The organism is Pseudomonas putida (assembly GCF_004357765.1).
GTDB classification, from domain to species: domain Bacteria; phylum Pseudomonadota; class Gammaproteobacteria; order Pseudomonadales; family Pseudomonadaceae; genus Aquipseudomonas; species Aquipseudomonas putida_U.
In genome coordinates this window covers 236,124-259,041 of the sequence record NZ_SMTE01000009.1, presented here as the reverse complement: position 1 = coordinate 259,041, position 22,918 = coordinate 236,124, and the positions used below count along the sequence as shown (strand labels likewise).

16 protein-coding genes and 1 pseudogene are annotated in these 22,918 nt (G+C 62.9%); 6 read left to right on the top strand and 11 right to left on the bottom strand.

Annotation, left to right across the window (positions count from 1 at the left end; translation table 11 throughout):
- Positions 1-24: 24 nt before the first annotated feature.
- The 3 genes from E2H86_RS15650 (at position 25) to E2H86_RS15640 (ending at position 2,408) form a co-directional block, all read left to right on the top strand.
- Positions 25-564, top strand: coding sequence for a gluconokinase (locus tag E2H86_RS15650; RefSeq protein WP_133329372.1), 540 nt, complete (start codon positions 25-27; stop codon positions 562-564).
- A 112-nt stretch (positions 565-676) separates the two neighbouring features.
- Positions 677-2,029 (top strand): GntP family permease, encoded by a 1,353-nt coding sequence (locus E2H86_RS15645; RefSeq protein WP_133329370.1) that lies wholly within the window; start codon positions 677-679, stop codon positions 2,027-2,029.
- A gap of 79 nt (positions 2,030-2,108) precedes the next feature.
- Positions 2,109-2,408 carry a hypothetical protein gene (locus E2H86_RS15640; RefSeq protein WP_133329368.1) on the top strand — a complete coding sequence of 100 codons (300 nt, stop codon included), beginning with the start codon at positions 2,109-2,111 and terminating at the stop codon, positions 2,406-2,408.
- A gap of 48 nt (positions 2,409-2,456) precedes the next feature.
- Here E2H86_RS15640 and E2H86_RS15635 read toward each other — a convergent pair whose 3' ends face one another.
- From E2H86_RS15635 to E2H86_RS15620, 4 genes are all read right to left on the bottom strand, one after another.
- A complete protein-coding gene (locus tag E2H86_RS15635; protein ID WP_133329366.1) occupies positions 2,457-3,881 on the bottom strand; it encodes a sigma-54-dependent transcriptional regulator in 1,425 nt (474 codons plus the stop codon).
- Positions 3,850-5,340 (bottom strand): sensor histidine kinase, encoded by a 1,491-nt coding sequence (locus E2H86_RS15630; protein WP_133329364.1) that lies wholly within the window; start codon positions 5,338-5,340, stop codon positions 3,850-3,852. The genes E2H86_RS15635 and E2H86_RS15630 overlap by 32 nt, the downstream gene beginning before the upstream one ends.
- Positions 5,341-5,634: 294 nt before the next feature.
- Positions 5,635-7,059: a sensor histidine kinase gene (locus E2H86_RS15625; protein ID WP_230385482.1), complete on the bottom strand. Its 1,425-nt coding sequence runs from the start codon at positions 7,057-7,059 to the stop codon at positions 5,635-5,637.
- A 127-nt stretch (positions 7,060-7,186) separates the two neighbouring features.
- Entirely contained in the window at positions 7,187-7,780 is a 594-nt protein-coding gene (locus tag E2H86_RS15620) for a transglycosylase SLT domain-containing protein (RefSeq protein WP_133329360.1), read from the bottom strand.
- Between the two features lie 181 nt (positions 7,781-7,961).
- Here E2H86_RS15620 and gspG point away from each other — a divergent pair, with 181 nt between their 5' ends.
- Both gspG and E2H86_RS15610 read left to right on the top strand, forming a co-directional pair.
- Entirely contained in the window at positions 7,962-8,387 is a 426-nt protein-coding gene (gspG, locus tag E2H86_RS15615; RefSeq protein WP_133329358.1) for a type II secretion system major pseudopilin GspG, read from the top strand.
- An 11-nt stretch (positions 8,388-8,398) separates the two neighbouring features.
- Positions 8,399-9,589: a type II secretion system F family protein gene (locus E2H86_RS15610; RefSeq protein WP_133329356.1), complete on the top strand. Its 1,191-nt coding sequence runs from the start codon at positions 8,399-8,401 to the stop codon at positions 9,587-9,589.
- Positions 9,590-9,604: 15 nt separating this feature from the next.
- Here the strand turns inward: E2H86_RS15610 and E2H86_RS15605 are convergent, their stop codons facing one another.
- Positions 9,605-10,519, bottom strand: coding sequence for a site-specific integrase (locus E2H86_RS15605; protein WP_133329354.1), 915 nt, complete (start codon positions 10,517-10,519; stop codon positions 9,605-9,607).
- A gap of 460 nt (positions 10,520-10,979) precedes the next feature.
- Between E2H86_RS15605 and E2H86_RS15600 the strand changes: the two genes are divergently transcribed.
- The gene (locus tag E2H86_RS15600; RefSeq protein WP_133329352.1) at positions 10,980-11,240 is read left to right on the top strand and encodes a DUF1652 domain-containing protein; all 261 of its coding nucleotides are present in this window, start codon (positions 10,980-10,982) and stop codon (positions 11,238-11,240) included.
- Here E2H86_RS15600 and E2H86_RS15595 read toward each other — a convergent pair.
- From E2H86_RS15595 to E2H86_RS15570, 6 genes and pseudogenes are all read right to left on the bottom strand, one after another.
- Positions 11,237-13,324 carry a putative bifunctional diguanylate cyclase/phosphodiesterase gene (locus E2H86_RS15595; protein WP_133329350.1) on the bottom strand — a complete coding sequence of 696 codons (2,088 nt, stop codon included), beginning with the start codon at positions 13,322-13,324 and terminating at the stop codon, positions 11,237-11,239. The genes E2H86_RS15600 and E2H86_RS15595 overlap by 4 nt on opposite strands.
- A gap of 131 nt (positions 13,325-13,455) precedes the next feature.
- Positions 13,456-14,946 carry an efflux transporter outer membrane subunit gene (locus E2H86_RS15590; protein ID WP_133329348.1) on the bottom strand — a complete coding sequence of 497 codons (1,491 nt, stop codon included), beginning with the start codon at positions 14,944-14,946 and terminating at the stop codon, positions 13,456-13,458.
- Entirely contained in the window at positions 14,943-18,050 is a 3,108-nt protein-coding gene (locus E2H86_RS15585) for an efflux RND transporter permease subunit (RefSeq protein WP_133329346.1), read from the bottom strand. The genes E2H86_RS15590 and E2H86_RS15585 overlap by 4 nt, the downstream gene beginning before the upstream one ends.
- A complete protein-coding gene (locus tag E2H86_RS15580; protein ID WP_133329344.1) occupies positions 18,047-21,145 on the bottom strand; it encodes an MdtB/MuxB family multidrug efflux RND transporter permease subunit in 3,099 nt (1,032 codons plus the stop codon). The genes E2H86_RS15585 and E2H86_RS15580 overlap by 4 nt, the downstream gene beginning before the upstream one ends.
- The gene (locus tag E2H86_RS15575; RefSeq protein WP_133329342.1) at positions 21,142-22,404 is read right to left on the bottom strand and encodes an MdtA/MuxA family multidrug efflux RND transporter periplasmic adaptor subunit; all 1,263 of its coding nucleotides are present in this window, start codon (positions 22,402-22,404) and stop codon (positions 21,142-21,144) included. Before E2H86_RS15575 ends, E2H86_RS15580 begins: the two co-directional genes overlap by 4 nt.
- Before the next feature lie 144 nt (positions 22,405-22,548).
- Positions 22,549-22,902 (bottom strand): annotated as a pseudogene (locus tag E2H86_RS15570) (RNA-guided endonuclease InsQ/TnpB family protein); the annotation flags it as partial.
- Positions 22,903-22,918: the final 16 nt, after the last annotated feature.

Below are 22,918 nucleotides of genomic sequence, written 5' to 3'. Positions count from 1 at the left end.
TGTCTCGCCCCGCAGGAGGTTTCAATGAATGCTCCACTGTCCGCCATCGTGGTGATGGGCGTGGCCGGTTGCGGTAAAAGCTGCATCGGCGCCGCCATCGCCAAGTCAAGTGGCGGCCGCCTGATCGAAGGCGATGCGTTTCACCCTGCCGCCAATATCGCCAAGATGAGCGCCGGTATCCCCCTCGACGATGACGACCGTGCCGGCTGGCTGGTGCGTCTGGGTCAGGAACTGCACGATGTCGCGGCCACCGGCGTACGCCCTATCCTCACCTGCTCGGCACTCAAGCGTCGCTACCGCGATACGCTACGCGCCAGCATGCCCGGCGTGGGTTTCGTGTTCCTCGAACTGACACCGGCCGATGCCGAACGACGGGTACTCGCGCGTCCAGGGCATTTCATGCCGGCCAGCCTGATCGACAGCCAGTTCGCCGCACTCGAACCGCCCCATGGCGAGCCGCTGACCCTGGCACTCGATGCCACCCGCCCGATCGAAGACCTGGCCGAGGCGGTAGACACCTGGCTAAAGCCTTGCGGTGAACGGGAACTGGCGCGAACTGCCTGATTTCGGTGGTTTTTTCCGCTCACCAAAGACAGCGCTACCTTGCCACCGCAATGCGGTGACCCTTCAAACCACGCTACGCCAAAAACAACGATAAGACCGAGGCATAACCACCATGTTCGGACTGGCTACTGATACCTACCTGTTGCTCGACGCTCTGGTTACCATCGTCGGGCTGATTCTGCTGATCACCCATTTCAAGGTTCACCCCTTCGTCGCCCTGACCTTGGCAGCGGGCTTTCTCGGCCTGACCTCGGGCATGCCCGTGGCCAAGGTCATGAAGTCGTTCCAGGACGGCTTTGGCGGGGTGCTCGGCTTCGTCGGCATCGTCCTGGCGCTGGGCACCATGCTGGGCAAGCTGATGGCCGACTCCGGGGGCGCGGACCAGATCGCGCAAACGCTGATCCGCGCCTTCGGCAAGAAGAACGTGCACTGGGCCATGATGTTCGCGGCCTTCCTGGTCGGCATTCCGCTGTTCTTCGAGATCGGCTTCGTGCTGCTGGTGCCGTTGGTATTCATCGTCGCCCGGCGCTCCGGGGTTTCGCTGATCAAGATCGGCATTCCACTGCTGGCGGGTCTCTCCGTGGTCCACGGCCTGGTCCCGCCGCACCCGGGTCCACTGCTGGCCATCGGGATCTTCCATGCCGACATCGGCCGGACCATTTTCTATGGCCTGCTGGTCGCCCTGCCGACAGCGATCATCGCCGGTCCGCTGTTCGGCAACTTCATCGCCCGCTACATCCCTGGTAGTCCGTCCCAGGAGCTGATGGACCAGATCGCCAAAGAGTCCGACCGAGGCAACCTGCCAAGCTTCACCATCACCCTGGTCACCGTGCTGCTGCCGGTGGTGCTGATGCTGCTCAAGACCTTCGCCGACGTGGTACTGCCCGCCGAGCACGTGATACGCCAGTGGATGGACCTGATCGGCCACCCCATCACCGCCCTGCTCGCGGCCTTGCTACTGGCCTTCTACACCTTCGGTTCGGCACGCGGTTTCACCCGCCAGCAAATCATGAAGATGCTCGACCAGAGCCTGGCACCGACCGCCGCCATCGTCCTGATCGTCGGTGCAGGCGGTGGTTTCAAGCAGATGCTGGTGGACACCGGGGTCGGCAACGTGATCGGGCAGATGGCGGTGCAAGCGCAGATTTCGCCGATTCTGCTGGCCTGGCTGGTGGCCGCCGTCATTCGTATCGCCACCGGTTCGGCGACCGTGGCCACCATTACCGGGGCCGGTATCGTCGCGCCGGTGATCGACCTGGTGCCGGGGGTCAACCGTGAACTGCTGGTACTGGCCACCGGAGCCGGTTCGCTGATCCTGTCGCACGTCAACGACGCCGGCTTCTGGCTGGTAAAGCAATACTTCAACATGACCGTCGCCGAGACGTTCAAGACCTGGAGCATGATGGAAACCATCCTCTCGGTGGTCGGCATCATCTTCATCATGCTGCTGTCACTGGTGGTCTGACCGTTGATCGGGGTGATGGCACCCTGGCTGCTCGGGTAGGGCCCAACTGAGGACCTACCCCTGCAAAGGAGCCTGCCCCATGAATCGATCGACCTTGGTACTTGCCGCCCTGCTCGCCACACCCATGGCCTGGGCGGTCGGCACTGGACCCACCTACCCCGACGATCCGCACAACCCGGCGCCCCAGCCGGGCGTCGACAGCACCCTCAATCCGATCGAGAAGCCGATGCCGCGCGACACCGATCCGCGCCTGCAAGGCAGCGAGCCGCAAGACCCACCCGCTCGACAGAATGACAACCGTGACCTGCCAGGAATGGACGGCACTGGCTCGGAGGGCGCAGGGGGCCAAGGTGGCGACGGCGGCAGCGGTAAACCCTGAAGCCCGTACCGCCCATTCCGCCGACATCGCTGGCAGCGCCGGCAACCCCTACCATTGCCGCTTGTCCGGCCGGATGAGGCCGAGTTTCTCTATCCGGTAGCGCAGCATATCGCGTGACAGCCCGAGCATCCGTGCCGACTTGGTGACATTCCAGTCGGTACGGTCGAGGGTCCGGCATACCAGGTCGCGCTCCATGTCCGGTAGGCTGGTGCCGGGTTCCGGCTCTTGCCGTGGCGCTTCGAACGGTATCGGCGCTGGCGAGGTCAGCGGCTCGTCGATCAATGTCAGGCACAGGTTGAGCTGGTGCGCCTGGATCACCTCATGGGGCGCCAGTAACACCGTCTGCTCCAGCATATTGCGCAATTCCCGCACATTCCCCGGCCAGCTGTAACTGAGCATCAGTGATTCGGCCTCTGCGCTGAAACGCAGGTTGGGCTTGCCGTAGCGGCGCCCGTGGTGAGCCAGGAAGTGCCGTGCCAGCAACAGAATATCCTGGCCACGGGCGTACAGCCTGGGGACCTTGAGGGCAATGATGCGCAGGCGGAAGAACAGATCACGGCGGAACTTGCCCTGCTGCACCATCTGCTCCAGGTTGCAGTTGGTGGCGCTGATCACCCGCAGGTCGACCTTGCGTTCCTTCACTGCGCCGATCCGGCGAATGCTGCGATCCTCGAGCAACTTCAGCAGTTTGGCCTGCAGCAAGAGGTCCATCTCGCCGATCTCGTCCAGGAACAGCGTACCGCCATCGGCGGCCTCGACCAGACCGACGCGGCGGTCCTTGGCATCGGTGAAGGCACCTTTCTCATGGCCGAACAGCTCGGCTTCCAGCAAGTTGGCCGGGATCGAGGCGCAATTGAATTCGATGAACGGGCCCTTGCTGCGCGAGCCGTCGAAATGCAGGGCGCGGGCCACCAGTTCCTTGCCGGTACCGGTCTCGCCTTCGATCAGTACCGGCGGCAGGTCATCGCTGGCCATGCGCCGCTCGGCGTCGAGCACCTGGCGCAAGGTGTGCTTGAGCCCGAGCATCGCCGGCGACTCGCCGATCAATGCCTGCAGCCCCGATTTCTGTGCCTCGCGCTCCTGATAGAACGACAGGGTGCGCTCCATTCGCTCGGTCGCCAGGGCTTTGTCCAGGGTCAGCTTGAGCTCGGCCAGCACCACCGGCTTGGTCAGGTAGTGGAACGCCCCCTCTTTCATCGCCTGTACGGCATCTTCGACGTTGCCGTAGCCGGTCATCATGATCACTTTGAGGTCCGGGGACTGAGCCACGAGCGTACGTAACAAGTCATGCCCGCTCATGCCAGGCAATGAATTGTCGGTCAGCACCGCATCGGGTTGCATCCGTTTGACTTGCTCCAATGCCAGTTCGGCGCTGTGGCACACGGTGACCTCGAAGCCTTTGAGTCCGAGGTAGGTCTGAATGTTTTCGGCGAGGATTTCATCATCCTCCACTACCAGGATGCTGTGCTCCATGGTCCCCTCCCGCTGCGATGTTGAAAATGAGGCTGACGCGGGTTCCTTCCTCCTGGCGGCTGCTCAGGCTGACCGAGCCGCCAAAACGTTCCATGATGCGCTTGACCAGTGCCAAACCGACCCCCAGGCCGCCTTGCTTGGTCGTGTAAAACGGCTTGAATACCAAACGCTCCTGCTGCTGCGTCATGCCCTTGCCGGTATCGGTAAGCAGCAATTGCGCACGCTGCCCCTCGAGCACGCTGACTTCGGCGCACAGGGTGCCGCCGTTGGGCATCGCTTCGATGGCATTGGAAAACAGGCTGTTGAGGATTTGCGTGAGCTGCAATGGCTGACTGGCGACCCATTGCACCACAGGGCCCTGGAAACGGAACTGCACACCGTTGCGCTCGATCTGCTGGACAAACGCCAGGTGAGTATCCTCGACCGCCGCCACCAGATCCACGGCCTCGGCTTCGTCGCTGGCCGGGCGCAGCGACACCAGCAGGTCGCGCACCCAGCGCGACATCCGGTCGACCTGGCTGATGATGTCGACGATATTCTTCTGCGCCTGGGGGGTCGCGATTTCCTGCGCCAGTTCGGCGCTGGAGCGGATGTTGGCCAACGGATTGCGCAGGCTATGGGCGACCGCCGAGGACATCTCGCCAAGGGCCACATAGGTTTCGCTGGCCACCAGGCGATCCTGCTGATGGCTCAGCAGTTGGGCGGCGCGGCGCACGATCCAGAACAGGCCGAAGTAGATCAGCACCCCGCCGACCAGGGTCGAGGCCCAGATCAGTACATAGCCGCGCTGGATCCGGCGTATCAGGTCCTGGGGCTCCTTGTAGATCTCGACCATTGCCAACACCTGCTCGCCTTGGCTGTCGAACAGCGGGATGTAGTTCTCGATGAACAGGTATTGGGGGGCGCGCTGGAATTTCTGCTCTTCGCGGTCCTCGTCAGCCTTGTGGTAGCTGGCCGACACGGCCTTGCGCGAATGAAATGCGTGTTCGAGGTCGCCATCGCTCTCGATACGCTTGCCGACCAACTGCGGATTGGTCGACCAGATAATGGTGCGGTCGCGGGCATACGCGTTAGCCAAGAGGGTGTCAGGCAGATGAGCGACGTGGTCGAGGAATTCGGAACGGGTGGCTTCGGCGAGCGCCGGGGTGAATTGCAAATGCTGCTGATCCAGGCGCGGATCGAGCAACTCCCCCATGGTCGTGCCCGGCGGCAGTTGCGAGTGACGCACTTCGGCCTGGGCGATGGCCTGAATGAATTGGGCCGTCAGCATGGCATCGCGCTGGACGCTGTCGCGTACCACGAATCGGGTCGAGACGTAGCCCAGGCCGACTGCCACAGCAGTGATGATCAACAGGCTGATCAGCGAAAACCAGCGCAGCAAATTGAATTGGCTGACCGGCGTTGCCGGACTGCTGGCAGGTGATGCCGCTGTGGGAACAGGGTCTTCCAGCATCTGCATCGGTTGGATTCCACTGAACGATTGCGTTCTGAAAGCGCCCTGTGTAGACCGCTACCCAAGGTAGCGTTTTGATGGCGCCTCGCCGTGGCAGCCACGCTGCCGAATACGTTGCTTTAGGTACAGCAAAAAGTCAGCCAGCTTTTATCTAAAACATTAAATCTATATAAAACAATAGCTTACAGACAACTCAGAATCCACATCCGAGAATGATTCCCCACTTTTGGGTAACTTTCACCCAATCGACCAGTTTTATTTTAAAATCAAATAGTTATAGATATATCTAGATGTAGATTGTCATGGCTTCACCAGCTTGAAGTTCAGCCAGACCCGGGTCCCACGGCCCTCACGGCTGCTGAGCCGCACCGAGCCGGCGAAGCGCTCCATTATCCGTCGCACCAACACCAGCCCTACACCCAAGCCCCCTTGCTTGGTGGTGAAAAACGGCCTGAACGCCAGGCGCGACTGGTGCTCGGTCATGCCTATGCCCGTATCCGACAGGCACAACGTGATGCTGCGCCGATCATGGCGCACCACCTCCACCCGCAGGCGACCGCCCTGCTCCATCGCTTCTAGCGCGTTGTCTATCACGCTGTGGAATATCTGCGCGAGCAACGCCGGATGCCCCAGGACCTGCACCGAAGGGAGCGGCTGCAAATCAAGCGTCACGCCACTGCGCGCCAGGGGTACGGCGAAGGCCTGCAGGCTTTCTTGCAGGGCCCTGGCCAGGTCCACCGCCACAGCCTCATCGTTGAGCGGGCGCAACGACTGCAACAGTTGGCGGATCCAGTGGGACATGCGGTCCACCTGGCTGATGATGTCGTTGACATTGCGCTGGGCCGGTCCGTCATCGAACGCTTGGGCCAACTCGGCACTGGAGCGGATGCTGGCCAGTGGGTTACGCAGGCTGTGCGCCACTGCCGACGACACTTCGCCCAACGCCACATAGGTCTCGTTGCTGATCAGACGCTTCTGCTGCACCGCCATGACCCGCGCAGCACGGCGCATGATGCCGTACAGGCCGACATAGACCAGACCGGCCCCTACGGCGATGGCCAACCAGATCAGGATCAACCCATGCTCGATGCGCACGATCAGATCGTGGGGCTCCTTGTAGATCTCGACCATGGCGGTCACCTGCTCGCCATTGGCGTCGAATAGCGGAATGTAGTTCTCGATGAACAACTGCTCGGGCGGCGTGACGAACTTCTGCTCGCTACGTGCCTGCTCGAAATTGTGATAGCTGGCCGAGACGCGCATCTTGTACTCGAACGCCCGCTCCAGATCGTCGTCGCCCTGGATCAGCTTGCCCACCAGCGCCGGGTTACTCGACCAGATCACCGTACGGTCCGGTGCGTAGATGTTGGCCAGCAGCATGTCCGGCAAGTGGGCGATGTGATCGAGAAACTCGCCTCGTGCCCTGCGCCGGGCATCGGGATCGACATCCGGCAAGGCCGCCTGGTCGGTACGCGGATCGAGCAGTTCGCCCATGGTACGGACATTGGGGATGGACACGTGGCGGACTTCGGCATCGGCGATCGCAGTGATGAACTGGGCGGTGAGCAGTGCATCGCGCTCGACGCTTTCATCGATGATGAAACGGCTGGAAATCAGCCCCAGTCCGGCAGCCACAGAGACGATGATGGCCAAGCTCACCCAGGCGTACCAGCGCAGCAGGTTGAATGCCTTGGGCCCGCCGGAGGCCTCAGTCGCGGTAGGCATGACGAGCAGTTCGGAAGGGGGAACGATGGCCATGGCAAACTCCACTGCTGGGCACCTGTGAAAGGTTATAGCCCAGAGTTGGGGGGATCGAAGGGGATAATCTGCATGGGGTCCACGTTCACCCCCCCTAGAGCGGAGAATCCGCCGCCAGCCCCTGCAGCTTGCGATATTCGCGCAGAACTGCCGGTACGTAACGACGGGTTTCGGCGAATGGCGGCACCGCGCCACGGCGCAGTACCGCCTCGGGACCGGCATTGTAGGCCGCGACCGCCAGGGTGATGTCATTATCGAACAGCCTCAGCATGCGCTTGAGGTAGCGCGCGCCGCCCTTGATGTTGTCTTCCGGGTCGAGGCGGTCCTCGACTCCCATTTCCCGCGCGGTGTCCGGCATCAATTGCATCAGCCCCACCGCCCCAGCGGCCGAGCGAGCCCGGGGGTTATAGCCAGACTCCGCCTTGATCAACGCGTGCAACAGCGCCTGGGGCACATCGTGAATCCGTGCCGCGGCGGCCACCACGTCGGCATAGGGACGCCCGGTGATCAACTGGGCGTCGCTCGGTCCGGCTTGGGCGATCGGCTCGCTGATCACCCGTTCATAGTGGCGTCCTGGTCGATGGACGTTGGTCAGTACGTAGCCGCCCTTGGCATCGATGGAAATGTACACATCAGCCTGGGCGATCGTCGCCGCTAGCCACAGTGAAAGCAGGATCAATCCACGCATGTCGCTCGCCTCCCCGCCTTGCCCCCGTTTTGGGGGAAATGCCCCGCGAATCAGGGCGTTTTTGCCTAAGACGCAAGCTGCGTGCCGCTTGCCATGGCGCATGGCGCAAGGCCCCGAGGCAGACGTGCACGGCTGTTGCATGGGACCTGCACGGCATGTCCCAGCAGCGGAGGATTTCACCATGCAACGCCGGCCCAACCCCCAACGTGGCTTCACCCTGCTTGAACTTCTGGTGGTACTGGTGGTGCTCGGTCTATTGGCCGGCATCGTCGCGCCCAAGTACTTCAGCCAGCTCGGCCGCTCGGAAGCCAAGGTGGCGCGAGCGCAGATCGAAGGCTTGAGCAAGGCCCTGGATCTCTATCGGCTGGAAGTCGGTCATTACCCCAACAGCGAACAAGGCCTGCAGGCCCTGGTGGTCGCCCCCAGCGGCGAGGCGCGCTGGTCGGGCCCCTACCTGCAGAAGGCAGTTCCCCAGGATCCCTGGGGCCGGCCTTACATCTACCGCCAGCCGGGCGAGAACGGCGGCGAATATGACCTGCTGTCGATGGGCAAGGACGGCCAGCCCGGCGGCGATGGCGAAAACGCCGAAATCACCAGTTGGCAATGAGGGGGTGGCCCATGCGCTATCACCTGAAGGCTCTGGGCAGCCAGGGCGTGGTGCAGTTGCAGGTCGAGGCCGACGACATCGAACAAGCCCGGCGCAAAGCCAGCGAGCAAGGCCTGCGGGTGGTAAGCATCCGCGGCCAGGGCCGCACCTTGGGTAGCATGACCTGGCGTCGCGAGGCAGCGTTCGACCTGGTGCTGTTCAGCCAGGAACTGACTACCTTGCTCAATGCTGGCCTGCCACTGATCGACGCCCTCGAGAGCCTGGCGGAAAAAGCCCCAGGCGCAGGTGCGCGCAGGGTGCTCGAAGCCCTGGTTCGTCAGCTCTACGAAGGCCGTTCGCTGTCCCAGGCGCTGAGCCAGCAACCGCGGGTGTTTCCTACGCTGTACGTGGCACTGGTGCAGTCCAGTGAACGGACCGGAGCGTTGGGCGATGCGTTGTCCCGCTACATCGGTTATCGCCAGCGCCTGGACCTGGTCCGACAGAAGCTGGTGGGCGCCTCGGTCTACCCTTTGCTGCTGTTGCTGGTCGGTGGGGGCGTGGTGCTGTTCCTGCTGGGCTATGTGGTGCCTCGCTTCAGCCTGGTGTTCGAAGGCATGGGCAGTGAACTGCCCTGGCTGTCGCGCATGCTGATGCAGATCGGCTTGTTCCTGCACGCCCAGCAGGCGCCCTTGGCGTTGGGTGCCGTCGGTGGCATCGTGACCCTGGTGCTGCTACGTCGCCATCCGCGGGTGCGCCGCTGGTTCGCACGCCAGACGCGGCGCATACCGGCGCTGCATCAACGGTTGATGATGTACGAACTGGCGCGATTCTACCGCTCGCTGGGCATCTTGCTGCAAGGCGGTATACCGATCCTGACCGCCATGGGCATGGCCCGCGGGCTGCTGGGCAGCGCCTCGGCGCAGGGCCTGGAGCAGGCCAGTCAGCGGGTGGGCGAAGGTCTACCGCTGTCCGATGCCCTGGAAGCGGCCAAGCTGGTGACACCGGTATCGCTGCGCCTGCTGCGGGCCGGGGAGCAGTCTGGCAACCTCGGCGAGATGCTCGAGCGCTGTGCGGACTTTCACGACCAGGAGATCGGACGCTGGGTCGAGTGGTTCGTGAAGCTGTTCGAACCTCTGCTGATGACCTTCATCGGGCTGCTGATCGGGCTGATCGTGATCTTGATGTACATGCCGATCTTCGAACTGGCATCGAGCATTCACTGACGCGCCGGGGCTGGTTCAATAATCGAATCGGTCCACCGCACGCCGCCGCTCGTTGTCATCGCGGCGGTCATAACTGGCGGTGGTCTGGATGTTGACGTGATGGGCCAGCTTTTGCGCGATGGCCAGGTCGTGCTCTTCGATCACCCGGGTGATGAACGCCCGGCGGAAGTCATGGGGCATGATCTTTACCCCCACCTGCGCCCCACGCTGGCGGGCGATGTAGTAGATGGCATGCTTGGTGATGCGCGCGCGGGTAATATGGTTGCCCCGGCGAATGCGGTTGAACAGGAACGTATCGTCACGGACCCCTTCGGGCAGCCTTTCGCGGCGCAGGTCCAGCCAAGCCTGCAGCTTCTCGAACGCCCAGGCTGGCGCGTACTTGATCAACTGCCGGTTGCCCTTGCCCAGCACCTGGATGCTCCGCGCCTCGAAGTCGACATCGTCCAGGTCGATGTCGACCGACTCCGACTTGCGCATGCCGGTGCCATACAGCAAGGCGATGATCGCTGCATCGCGCACACCCTGGGGCCGAGGATCGGCAGCGCACAATTCCATCAGCTCGCGGATCAGGCTGCGGCGCAGGTTGCGCCCCGGCGGCAAGCGGCTGCCCGTGTCAGGCTTGACCTCGCGAATGCGCAACAACCGCTCATGATCGATCAGGCCCTGGCGCCAGGCTTCGTTCATCACGCCGCGTACGGCATTGACATACAGCGACGAGCTGTTGGGGGCGTAACCATCAGCCCTCAGCGCCGCAACCAGGCCGATGACATGGCCAGGGTCAAGGCGGTGCCACGGCACGTCGGCAATATCCTGATCGACGAAACCGAGCCGATCGGCGGCATCCTGGAGCACATAGCGCATGGTCTGTTGACTGGACGGAGCCAGGCGGGCCAGGTATTGCAACAGCGGGTTCTGGGAAAGCTCGGACAAAACGTGGATCCTGTAGCGCGAAAGCGAGTCAAGCCGCGCCCCGGCAACATCGAGGCGACAACCAAACGGCAGGTCAGGACGACCCGGAAACAGTGCCATCACCTTGATATTCAATAGGTTGGAGAATGGCACAGGGGGTGATAGTACCCTATTGGCGCCTTGTTGATGTGCGATCGAACGATGCTCAGCGTTGTGGTCCCGCTCAGCGCCGTCACACCGATGCAGTGCCATTGGTCTGATAGTGTCCCACCCGCCGCTCAGCCACCCTCCTTCCGGAAAACGTTTGCGATGGGCGCCGACGGCGGCTGCGCCAGAACGCCACAGGTGACCGGTTTCAAGTATTTGCGAAGTTTTCCTGTTCGCCAGGCCTGCGCGACCTTTTCCGGTGCTATGGTTACATACCCGGTGGCCGCAGCCTGGGCTACCCTCACGCTGTCCAGGAAAGGACAAGGAGGCTGGCATGAACAAGATGACGTTCCCTAACGCCTGCCAGGTGATGCGTTGGCATTTTCACCCGCTTGGGTTCGAAGCCAGCATGGATGCCCCCCGCAGCATGGTCGCCCGGCTATTCGACCGAGCTACCGGCGAAACCCTGCTGGCAATCGCCGGAATCCCGTGCACGGCAGTGATGCCCGCCGCCGATGTCGAGCGCATCATCGAGGCGGTCGAAGCGGAAATGGATGCCTTCATACCCAGGCTGATGCTCAAGGATGCCGTTTAGGCGGGCACCTCGACATCCTGTGCCAGGGCCTGCAACCGCGCCATGAACTGCTCGGCCGGCACCGGCTGACCGAGCAGGTAGCCCTGCAGCGAATCACAGCCCAGCCCGGTCAGGAATGCCTGCTGGCCGTCGGTTTCCACACCTTCGGCGACGATCCGCAACCCCAGGGCCTGCCCCAGCGCCACGATCGCCGAGACGATAGCGGCGTCGTCGCCATCCTGCTCGAGGTCGCGCACGAACCCTCGGTCGATCTTCAGTTCATTGGCCGGCAGCCGCTTGAGGTACATCAGGCTCGAATAGCCGGTTCCGAAATCGTCGATCGACAGGTCCACCCCCATGTCGGACAGACGCTGTAGCACCAGCAAGCTGGCATCGGCATCGTGCATCGCCGTGGTTTCGGTGATTTCCAGGGTCAAGCGGTTGGCCGGCAGCCCATTGTCCCGCAGTGCCTGGGCCACACTGTCGACCAGGCCGCCATGACAGAATTGCAATGCCGACAGATTCACCGCCATGCGCCAGTGTTGATACCCCTGGTCGAGCCACTGCCGCATTTGTCGACAGGCTTCGCCCAGCACCCACTCGCCGATGGGGATGATCAGCCCGGTTTTCTCCGCCATAGCGATGAAACGATCCGGCAGCATCAGTCCATGTTGCGGGTGTTGCCAGCGTAACAGTGCTTCGGCGCCAATCGGCTGGCAACCCTGGGCGGCAAACTTGGGTTGGTAGTGCAAGCGGAACTGCCCCTGCTCCAGGGCCATGCGCAGGTCCTGAAGCAACTGCAGCTGCTGGCGGGCATCGCTGTTCATCGAGGCGTCGAAGAAGCGGTAGCCGTTCTTGCCGGCGCTCTTGGCGTGATACATGGCGGCATCGGCGTTGCGCAGCAGTTCGTGCTGGTCCAGGCCATTACCTGGATACAGGACGATGCCCAGGCTCGCGGTAACCTGCAGGTCGTGGCCGGCCACTTCGAACGCCCGTGACACCAGGTTGACCTGCTTGACCGCCACGTCCATGGCGTCATTCGGCTCCTGCAAGTCGACCAGCAGCACGAACTCATCGCCGCCGATGCGTGCCAATGTGTCCTGGCTGTGCAGATGCCCACGCAGCCTGGTGGCCACGGCCTTGAGCAACAGGTCTCCGACATGGTGACCAAAGGCGTCGTTGACAGGCTTGAAGCCATCCAGGTCGATGAACATCAACGCAAAGCAACCGCCCTGCTCCGCAACCTTGGCGATGGCCTGATCGATCCGGTCGGCCAGCAGGGTGCGGTTAGGCAATCCGGTCAGGGTGTCGTGCAGGGCCAACTGGGTCAGCTCCTGGTTGGCCAGGGCCAGTGAACGCGCCAGGGCGGCTGTGCGCGCCTCCAGACGGGCGTCCAGCACCGAAGTCAGCAAGGCCACCGCCAGCACCGCCAGGGTCGTGATCAGCACCAGGTAGACCAAGCCATCGCCTTTGAGACCGTTGGCCAGCGCCCCGCAGTAACTGCCTTCGCTGAAGTTGGCCGCCGCCATGCCGGTGAAGTGCATACCGACGATGGCGATCCCCATGAGCACCGCCGCCAACCCTCGGACCTGTCTGACGTAGGGCGTATGCCGGCGCAGACGGAAAGCGATCCACAGGGCGGCCGCCGACGCACCGACAGCGATGACCAGGGACATGCCGAACAACGTCGGGTCGTAGTCGATGCCCGGTGACATGCGCAGCGCCGCCATGCCGGTGTAGTGCATGCAACTGATACCGCCCCCCATGATCAGCGCACCGAAGCTCAACGCCTGCCACGGCAAGCTGGGCTGACTGACCATCCATAACGCGAAGCCCGCCGAAAGCACGGCGATCAGCAGCGAAAACGCGGTCAGCCCGATGTCATAGCCAAGCTCCACGGGCAGGCTGAAGGCCAGCATGCCGATGAAATGCATCGACCAGATGCCGAAGCCCATGGCCAGCGCCCCACCCCCCATCCACAGGTACACCGCCCGTCCTTTGGCGGTGGTCAGGCGGCCGGTGAGGTCGAGGGCGGTGTAAGAGGCAAGAATGGCCACGCAGAGAGAAATCAACACCAGCGCGGAAGAATAGCTACCGATCAGCATTTGCAGTTCCAGCGACGGGCACGGGAGGCACCCGGACAAGGCTGCAGATTGTACTCAAGCGCTGGCCAAACGCCACGAGGTTTTCGCGAATGGGAATGGGTCCAGTCTGTAGCCCTGCCGCCCCTCCCCGCTCACTCTCTGGCTTCGGCGAACGCCTGTTCGGCCTGCCACCCACCGCCCAATGCGGCGATCAGCTGGACGCTGGCCACCAGCCGCCCTTCCAGCAACGACAGCACGCTGCGTTCGTTGCTCAAGGCGGTTGCCTGCACGTTGACCACGTCCAGATAACCGATCAGTCCAGCCTTGTACTGGTTCTCGGTCAGACGCAGCGACTCGCGGGCAGCCTCCAGCGCCTCCTGGCGCACGACAGCCTCATCGCCATACACCTTCAACTGCACCAAGTAGTTTTCAACTTCCTTGAAGCCATCGAGCACTGTCTGCCGGTACTGCGCTACGGTCTGGTCATAGGCGGCGACCGTGCGGTCGACTTCAGCGCTGCGCTTGCCTGCGTCGAACAAGGTCAGGGCCAACTGCGGCCCCACCGACCAATAGCGGTTCGGCAACTCGATCCAGTTACTGAAGCTGCTGCTCGAGTACCCCCCGCTCATGCTCAACGACAGGTCGGGGAAGTACGCCGCCCGCGACACGCCGATCTGTGCGTTGGCCGCCATGACGTTACGCTCGGCTGCAGCGATGTCGGGGCGACGCTCGAGCAGTTGCGACGGCAACGCCAGCGGAATATCCGGCAACGCCGGGATCGACTTGCTGTCGGCCAGCGCGAAATTGGCCGGCGCCTTGCCGAGCAAAACGGCGATGGCATTCTCGAATTGCGCACGCTGCCAGGCCAGGTCGATCAGGTCGGCCTGGGTGCTCTTGAGCTGAGTGCGCGCCTGGGCCACCGCATCGGGGCCGGAGACGCCGGCACGATATTGGTTCTCGGTCATGCGCAGCGAACGCTGGTAGGCGGCGACGGTAGCCTCGAGCAAGCGTTTCTGCTCATCGATCACCCTCAGTTGCAGATAATTCTGCACCAGCTCCGACTGCTGACTCAGGCGAATCGCGGCCAGATCGGCCAGGCTGGCCTCGGCGCTGGCCTTGTCGGCGTTGAGCGTTTCACGCAGTTTGCCCCACAGGTCGATCTCCCAACTGACACCAAGCTGAGCATTGTAGGTATTGCGAATGCCGCTGCTGTTGTTCGACAGACTCGAGCTCGAACTGCCGGTGCCTTGTGCTGAACGGTTCTTGCTGGTGGTCAGGTCCAACGTGGGAAACAGCGAGGCACGACTGCTGCGCACCAACGCCTGGGCCTGGCGATACTGGGCCTCGGACTGGGCCACCGTCTGGTTACTGCGATTGAGTTCCTCGACCAGAGCATTGAGCCCCGGATCGCCGTAAACCTCCCACCAGGCGCCACGGGCGATGGCATCGGAAGGGCTGGCCTGGGTCCAGCCTTCGGCTTGCTTGAACTGCGCAGGTGTGTCCATCTCCGGACGATGGTAATCCGGGCTGAGGGTACAGGCGCTGAGCATGGCCACGCACAGCCCGGCGCCGATCAGGTGCGAACCGCGCCCGCGGGTCAGCAACTGCAGGGCACGGTGGAGAGGAGCTTGGGCAAAGGTCATAGCGGGGTTTCCAGGGCGGCGTCGGTGCGCACGCCGCGCCAACGATTGAAACGGTGACGCAGGCGGTCGAGGTACAGGTACACCACCGGCGTCGTATAAAGGGTCAGGACCTGGCTGAAGACCAGGCCACCGATGATGGTCAGGCCCAGGGGCTGGCGCATCTCCGCGCCCTCGGCGCGACTGAGCAACAGCGGCAAGGCGCCGAGGATGGCCGCCAGGGTAGTCATCAAGATCGGTCGCAAACGCAACAGGCAGGCGCGGCGGATCGACTCTTCAGGGGTGAGTCCCTGATGCCGCTCAAGTTGCAGCGCCAGGTCGATCATCAGGATCGCGTTCTTCTTCACCACGCCGATCAACAGGAACAGCCCCAGCAGGGAAATCAAGCTGAACTCGCCCCCGGTCAGGTACAACGCCAGCAAGGCCCCGACCCCTGCCGAAGGCAAAGTCGACAGGATGGTCAACGGGTGGATGTAGCTTTCGTAGAGAATGCCCAGCACCAGGTACACCAGCACCAGCGCGCCAAGGATCATGAAAGGCTGGCCCTGCTGGGTCTTGGCGAATGCGTCGGCGGTCCCGCCCAGGCGAGCGATCACCGATTCGGGCAAGCCGAGCTTGGCCACCGCCCGCTCGAGCGCAGCCATCGCCTGGTCGGTGCTATAGCCTTCGGCGATATCGAAGTTGATGTCCTGGGAGGCGAACTGGTTCTCGTGGCTGACCCGATCGTCGGCGAGGGTGTTTTCGTAATGGGCAATGGTCGACAGCGGCACCCGTGCACCTTCGCTGGTGATCACCTGCACCTGCTCCAGGGTACTGGGATCCCAGGCGTATTTCGGATTGATCTCCAGCACCACCTGGTACTGGTTGAGGCTGTCGTAGATGGTCGAGATCTGCCGCTGACTGTAGGCGTTGTTGAGCACCGTGGTGACCATGTCCATGTCGATGCCCAGCCGCTTGGCCTGGTCGCGGTCGACCACCAGGGTCACCTGCTGCGTCCCGCCGCCGTCGCGGGCATCGACCGAGGTCAGTTCGGGCAAGGTACGCACCAGGGCCGTGACCTTCGGGAACCATTCGCGCAAGGCGCTGAGATCGTCGCTCTGCAAGGTATAGACATACTGCGATGAACTCTGATCGCGGCCTCCGCCGCCCAGCTGCAGGTCCTGGTCGGCCATCAGATACAAGCGGCCGCCCGGCACCTTGGGCAGTTCACGGCGCAGGCGGTCGATGACCTTCTGCGCAGAGATCTTGCGTTCGGCAATCGGTTTCAGACGCACCAGGACCATGGCATTGTTGGTGCCGCTGTTGCCTCCGATGAAGCCGGCAACACTCTGCACAGCCGGATCGGCCAGCAAGGCGCGCCGGTAGATTTCCATCTTCGGCTGCATCACGGTGAACGACAGGCCATCGTCGCCGCGGATGAAACCCATCAATTGCCCGGTATCCTGCTGCGGCATCAACGTCTTGGGGATCACCACGTACAACGCGATGTTGACGCCGATGGTCAGCAACAGGCTGAACAGCGTCAGGCGTTTATGGCGCAAGGCCCAGCCCAGGCTGCGGTCATAGGCGTTGACCAGGCGCTGATGCTGCCTTTCGCTCCATCGCTGCAAGCGGTTCTGTTCGGCCTGCTGCGGCTTCAGCCAGCGTGCGCAGAGCATGGGCGTGAGGGTCAGCGACACCACAAGGGAAACGATGATCGCCGCCGCCAGGGTGATCGAGAACTCCTGGAACAGGTTGCGCACGATGCCGCCCATGAACAGGATCGAGACGAACACCGCCACCAGCGAGACGTTCATCGACAGCAAGGTGAAACCGACTTCCTTGGCGCCGAGAAATGCCGCCCGCATCGGCGGTTGGCCATCTTCGATGTGCCGCGAGATGTTCTCCAGCACCACGATGGCGTCGTCCACCACCAGGCCGGTGGCCAGGATCAATGCCATCAGCGACAGGTTGTTGAGCGAGAACCCGCACAGGTACATCACCGCAAAAGTGCCGACCAGCGACACCGGCACCGCCAGACTCGGGATCAGTGAAGCGCGCAGACTGCCGAGGAACAGGTAGACCACCAGGATCACCAGCACCACGGCGATCATCAGGGTGTGCTCGGCTTCTTTCAGGGTGGCCTTGATCACCGGCGAGCGGTCCATCGCCACATCGAGTTTGACACTGGCCGGCAGCAGTGACTGCAACGCCGGCAATTGCGCCTTGATCTGGTCGACGGTCTCGATGATGTTGGCGCCGGTCTGCCGGTTTATCACCAGCAGCACCGCGCTCTGGTCATTGAAAAAGCCGCTGTTGTAGCGGTTTTCGACGCCATCGGTGATGCTCGCCACATCGGACAGGCGCAAGATCGTGCCGTTCTCCTGGCGGATCACCACCGGCTCGTAGTCCTTGGCCTTCTCCAATTGATCGTTGGCACGCACCTGCCAATTGCGCTGGCCGTCCTCGACGAACCCCATCGGACGGCGCTGGTTGGCGTTGGCGACTGCGGTACGCACGTCATCGAGAGCAATTCCGTACTGGTTGAGCAACTGCGGCTCCACCGCCACACGCACTGCCGGCAACGAGCTACCGCCAATCTGCACTTCCCCTACCCCACTGACCTGGGCCAGGCTCTGGGACAGGATGGTATCGGCCAGGTCGTAGAGCTGGCCTTTCTGCAGCACGTCCGAAGTCAGCGACAACACCATGATCGGCGCCTGAGACGGGTCGATCTTCTTGTAGGTGGGCATGCTGCGCATGCCGCTGGGCAGCAGGTTGCGTGTGGCATTGATCGCCGCCTGCACTTCCCGGGCCGCGCCGTCGACGTCGCGGCCGATCTCGAAGCCGATGATGACCCGGGTGGAGCCCTGGCTGGAGTTGCTGGTGAGCGTGGTGACGCCGGCGATACTGCCGAGTTTGCGCTCCAGCGGCGTAGCCACGGTGGCGGCCATGACCTCTGGACTGGCCCCGGAAAGATTGGCCTGGACCACGATCACCGGGAAGTCCATCTGCGGTAGCGGCGCCACCGGCAGCAAGCCAAAGCTCACCCCGCCCAACAACATGATCGCCAGGCTCAGCAGCATGGTCGCCACCGGTCGGCGGATGAAGGGTCCGGACAGGTTCATGCCTGGGCCTGCTGACGATCGCTGGCCGGACGCCAGCGGCGGGCCAGGCGGTCGAAGTACAGGTAGATGACCGGGGTGGTGAACAGCGTCAGCACCTGGCTCACCAGCAGGCCGCCGACCATCACCAGACCCAGTGGCTGGCGCAGCTCGGCACCGGAGCCGGTGGCGAGCATCAGCGGCACCGCACCGAACAGCGCCGCCAGGGTGGTCATCAGGATCGGCCGGAAGCGCAACAGTGCCGCCTGATAAATCGCATCGGCCGGCGCCATGCCCTCGTTGCGCTCGGCCTCGAGGGCGAAGTCGATCATCATGATCGCGTTCTTCTTGACGATGCCGATCAACAGGATGATGCCGATGATGGCGATCATGCCCAGGTCGTTACCGCTGAGGATCAGCGCCAGCAAGGCGCCCACCGCTGCCGACGGCAGGGTCGAGAGGATGGTCACCGGGTGGATGTAGCTCTCGTAGAGCACGCCGAGCACGATGTACATGGTCACCACCGCCGCCAGAATCAGCAGCAAGGTGCTCGACAGCGAAGCCTGAAACGCCTCTGCCGCTCCCTGGAAGCGCGTCTGGACGCCGATCGGCATGCCGATCTCCTGCTGCACCTGCTCGATCACCTTCACCGCCTCCCCGAGAGAGGCACCGTGGGCCAGGTTGAACGACAGCGTCACGGCCGGGAACTGGCCGATATGCGAAATGGCCAGCTGCGCCTGGCGCTGCTCGATGCGCGCCAAGGCCGAGAGGCGCACCTGGCCGCCGTCGCTGGCCTTGACATGGATCGACTCCAGCGCCTGCGGGCCGATGCTGCCGGCGTTCTGCGACTGCAGTACCACTCGGTACTGACTGGCCTGGGTATAGATGGTCGAGATCTGCCGTTGACCGAACGCGTCGTACAGGGCGTTGGTGATCTGCGAAACGTCGATGCCCAGGCGGCTGGCCATGTCCCGATCGATCACCAGATAGACCTGCAGGCCCTGGTCCTGCAGATCGCTCGCCACGTCCTGCAGTTCAGGGCGCTGCTGCAACGCCTCGACCAATTTTGCGCTCCACTGGGCCAGCAGGTCGGCGTCGGGCGACGACAGGCTGAACTGGTACTGGGTCCGGCTGACCCGGTCCTCGATGCTCAGGTCCTGCACCGGCTGCATGAACAGCCGGATGCCGACCAGCTTGTCCAGCTGCGGCTGTAGACGGCTGATGACTTCACTGGCGGTGACATCGCGGTCACCATGGGGTTTGAGGTTGATCAGCAGTCGACCGCTGTTGAGGGTGGCGTTGTCGCCGTCGACACCAATGTAAGAGGACAGACTCTGCACTGCCGGATCCTGCAGGATCAGCTTGCTCAAGGCTTGCTGACGTTCGCTCATGGCGCTGAAGGAAATCGACTGCGGCGCCTCGGAGATACCCTGGATCACCCCGGTATCCTGCACCGGGAAGAAGCCCTTGGGCACCATTAGATACAGCACCACCGTCAGCGCCAGGCTGGCTACCGCCACCATCAGGGTCAGCGGCTGATGTTGGAGCACCCAGCGTAGACCACGCCCGTAGCGTTCGATCAGCCAGTCGATCCAGGCGCCACTGGCGCGGTAGAAACGCCCTTGCTCCTCCTCCTTGGGCTCGCGCTTGAGCAGTCGTGCGCACATCATCGGCGTCAGCGTCAACGACACCACGAGGGAAATCAGGATAGCCACCGCCAGGGTGATGGCGAACTCGCGGAACAGCCGCCCGACCACATCGGCCATGAACAGCAGCGGGATCAACACGGCAATCAGCGAGAGCGTCAGCGACACCAGCGTGAAGCCGATCTGCCGTGCGCCTTTGAGTGCCGCCTGCATCGGCGTCTCACCTTCCTCGATATGGCGGGAAATGTTCTCCAGCATGACGATGGCGTCGTCCACCACGAAACCGGTGGCGATGGTCAAGGCCATCAGAGTCAGGTTGTTGATCGAAAATCCCGCCAGGTACATCACGCCGAACGTGCCGATCAGCGACAGCGGCACTGCGATCGAAGGAATGACAGTGGCACTGACACGGCGCAGGAACACGAATGTCACCATCACCACCAGGACAATGGCGATCAGCAATTCATGCTGCACGTCCTTGACTGCGGCGCGGATGGTCTGGGTACGGTCGGTGAGCACCGAGACGTCCAGGCCCGCCGGCAGGTTGTCGGTGATCGATGGCAGCATCTGCTTGATCCGGTCGACCACCTCGATGACGTTGGCCCCCGGCTGACGCTGGATGTTCAGCAACACCGCCTGGTTCTGGTTGGCCCAGGCTGCAAGCCGTTCGTTCTCGGCACCATCGACGATTTCGGCAACGTCTTTCAGGCGCAACGGCGCACCGTTGTTGTAGCTGAGGATGAGGTTGGCGTATTCCTCGGGCGAACGCAGCTGGTCGTTGGCATCGAGCATCGACACCCGTGTCGGACCGTCGAAGTTGCCCTTGGGCTGGTTGACGTTGGATGCGCCGATCAAGGTGCGTACATCGTCCAGGTTCAGGCCGTTGGCAGCGAGGGCATCGACGTTGACCTTGATCCGCACTGCCTGGCGCTGGCCGCCGGCGATGCTGACCATGCCGACGCCGCTGATCTGCGCGAGCTTCTGCGCCACACGGGTATCGACCAGGTCGTTGAGCTTGGGCAACGGCATGGTCTTGGAGGAAATGGCCAGGGTCAGTACCGGCGTGTCGGCCGGATTGACCTTGTTGTACACCGGCGGTGCCGGCAGGTCGCTCGGCAAAAGGTTGCTGGCGGCGTTGATGGCCGCCTGCACCTGTTGCTCGGCAACGTCCATGTTCATGTCGAGGTTGAACCGCAGGGTCAGCACCGACGCCCCGCCGGAGCTGGTCGAGGCCATCTGGGTCAGGCCAGGCATCTGCCCGAACTGGCGCTCCAGCGGCGCGGTGACCGCGCTGGTCATCACCTGGGGGCTGGCACCGGGATAGAGGGTCATGACCCGGATGGTCGGGTAGTCGACCTGCGGCAACGCCGATACCGGCAACAGCTTATAGGCGATCAGGCCGGCCAGGACGATGGCCAGCATGCTCAGCGTGGTGGCGACCGGTCGCAGGATGAACAGACGCGAGAGGTTCATGCGCCCGCCTTCACCGGCTCATCGGCCTTGCCCTTGGCCTCGCCGCCTTGCAGCTGCGAGCCTGGAGTGGCGGGCACCTGCGAGCTGTCCTCGACGACTTCGACCTGGGTGCCTTCGCGCAGGCGGTCGGTGCCTTCGAGCACCAGGCGGTCGCCCGCGGCCAGACCTTCGAGAATCACACTGCGCTCGCCATCGCTTGCACCGACCTTGAGCTTGCGAATGTTGACCTTGCTATCGGCATTGACCACGTAGGCAAAGGTGCCATCGTTACCGAACTGCACGGCGGCCGAGGGCACCAGCACCACTTGCTTGAGGGTATCTGCGAGCAGGCGCACGTTGACGAACTGGTTGGGGAACAGCGACAGGTCCTTGTTCTCGAAGCGTCCTTTGAACTTCAGGGTCCCGGTGGTGGTGTCGATCTGGTTGTCGATGCTGCCCAGCACGCCGGTGGCCTGCAGCTTGCTGTCGCTGCGGTCCCAGGCTTCGACCGGTAGGCTGGCACCGGTGCGGTAGCGCTGCAGTACGGTGTCCAGTTCGGTTTCCGGCAGGGTGAAAGCGACGCTGATCGGCTCGGTCTGGGTGATGACCACCAGCGCCGTGGTGTCGTTGGCCGCGACCAGGTTGCCCAGATCGAGTTGACGCAAGCCGACACGGCCACTGATGGGGGCGCGAATCTGGGTGAACTCGAGGTTCAGGCGGGCATCGTTGACCTGGGCCTGGTTGGTCTTGACCAGCCCCTGGAACTGCGCGACCTGGGCTTCGGCAGTGTCCAAGGTCTGCTTGGCGATGCTGTCTTCGGCATATAGCCCGCGGTAACGGGCAACGTCGACCTGGGCGTTCTTCAACTGCGCCTGGTTTTGCGCCAGGGTCCCTTCGGCCTGCTGCAAGGCGATCCGGTAAGAGCGCGGGTCGATCTCGGCGAGCAGGTCGCCAGCCTTGACCCGCTGACCTTCCTTGAAGTGGATCTTGACCAGCTCGCCTGATACACGGCTACGGACGTTGACCGTATTGATCGCGGTCACCGTGCCCAGCGCCTTGTAATAAAGCGGGAAATCGCCCACGGTGGCCGGCTCTACCCGCACCGGCACCGGGTCGGTAGAAGCACCGAAACCTGGACGCCCGTTGCCGCCCGTTCGTCCTTTGGCTTCATTGTGGGGCGCGGTTGCGGGCCACAGCCACCAGGCCAGCAGGGCCAGCAGCAGCAGGATCAGCAGGCCCACGAGCCAACGACGGGGAGAACGGGAGACGGAAACTTGCATGGGTTGAACGAACCTTGTTCGGAAAAACGACATGGGAGGATGAACGATAAGCACTGGTATCGTTTTTGCAAAGCGCCTTTACAGGCCATTTACCTTGAGCTGACGTTGCCAAAGCCCTGAACTTTAATTGACATCCTCCCCGCCCTAAAGGACGGGAATTCCTACAGGTAGACGGCCATGCCCGACCGCGAGAATGTTCCTCGCCGCGTTAATGTCGCGGTCGTGAGTGGCACCACACTCACAAGTCCATTCTCTTATTCCAAGGCCGGTCCTACCTTTCGGACTACTGGGCGGGAGTACGCCGCAATGCGAACAGGCTTGGGTGGTGTACGCTTCGTTGACTTCACGAAAAACGATGCCTGCGCTATCGCACTTGTAAGACAGCATCGTTTTCAACATGCCCCAACCGGCGTCGTGCACCGACTTGGCCATTTGGGTCTTAGCCAACGCTTTGGGCTTGCCGTTGCCAACAACGATCAGCCCGCACCGCTGCACAAGCGCGGTGCTGAAGTTC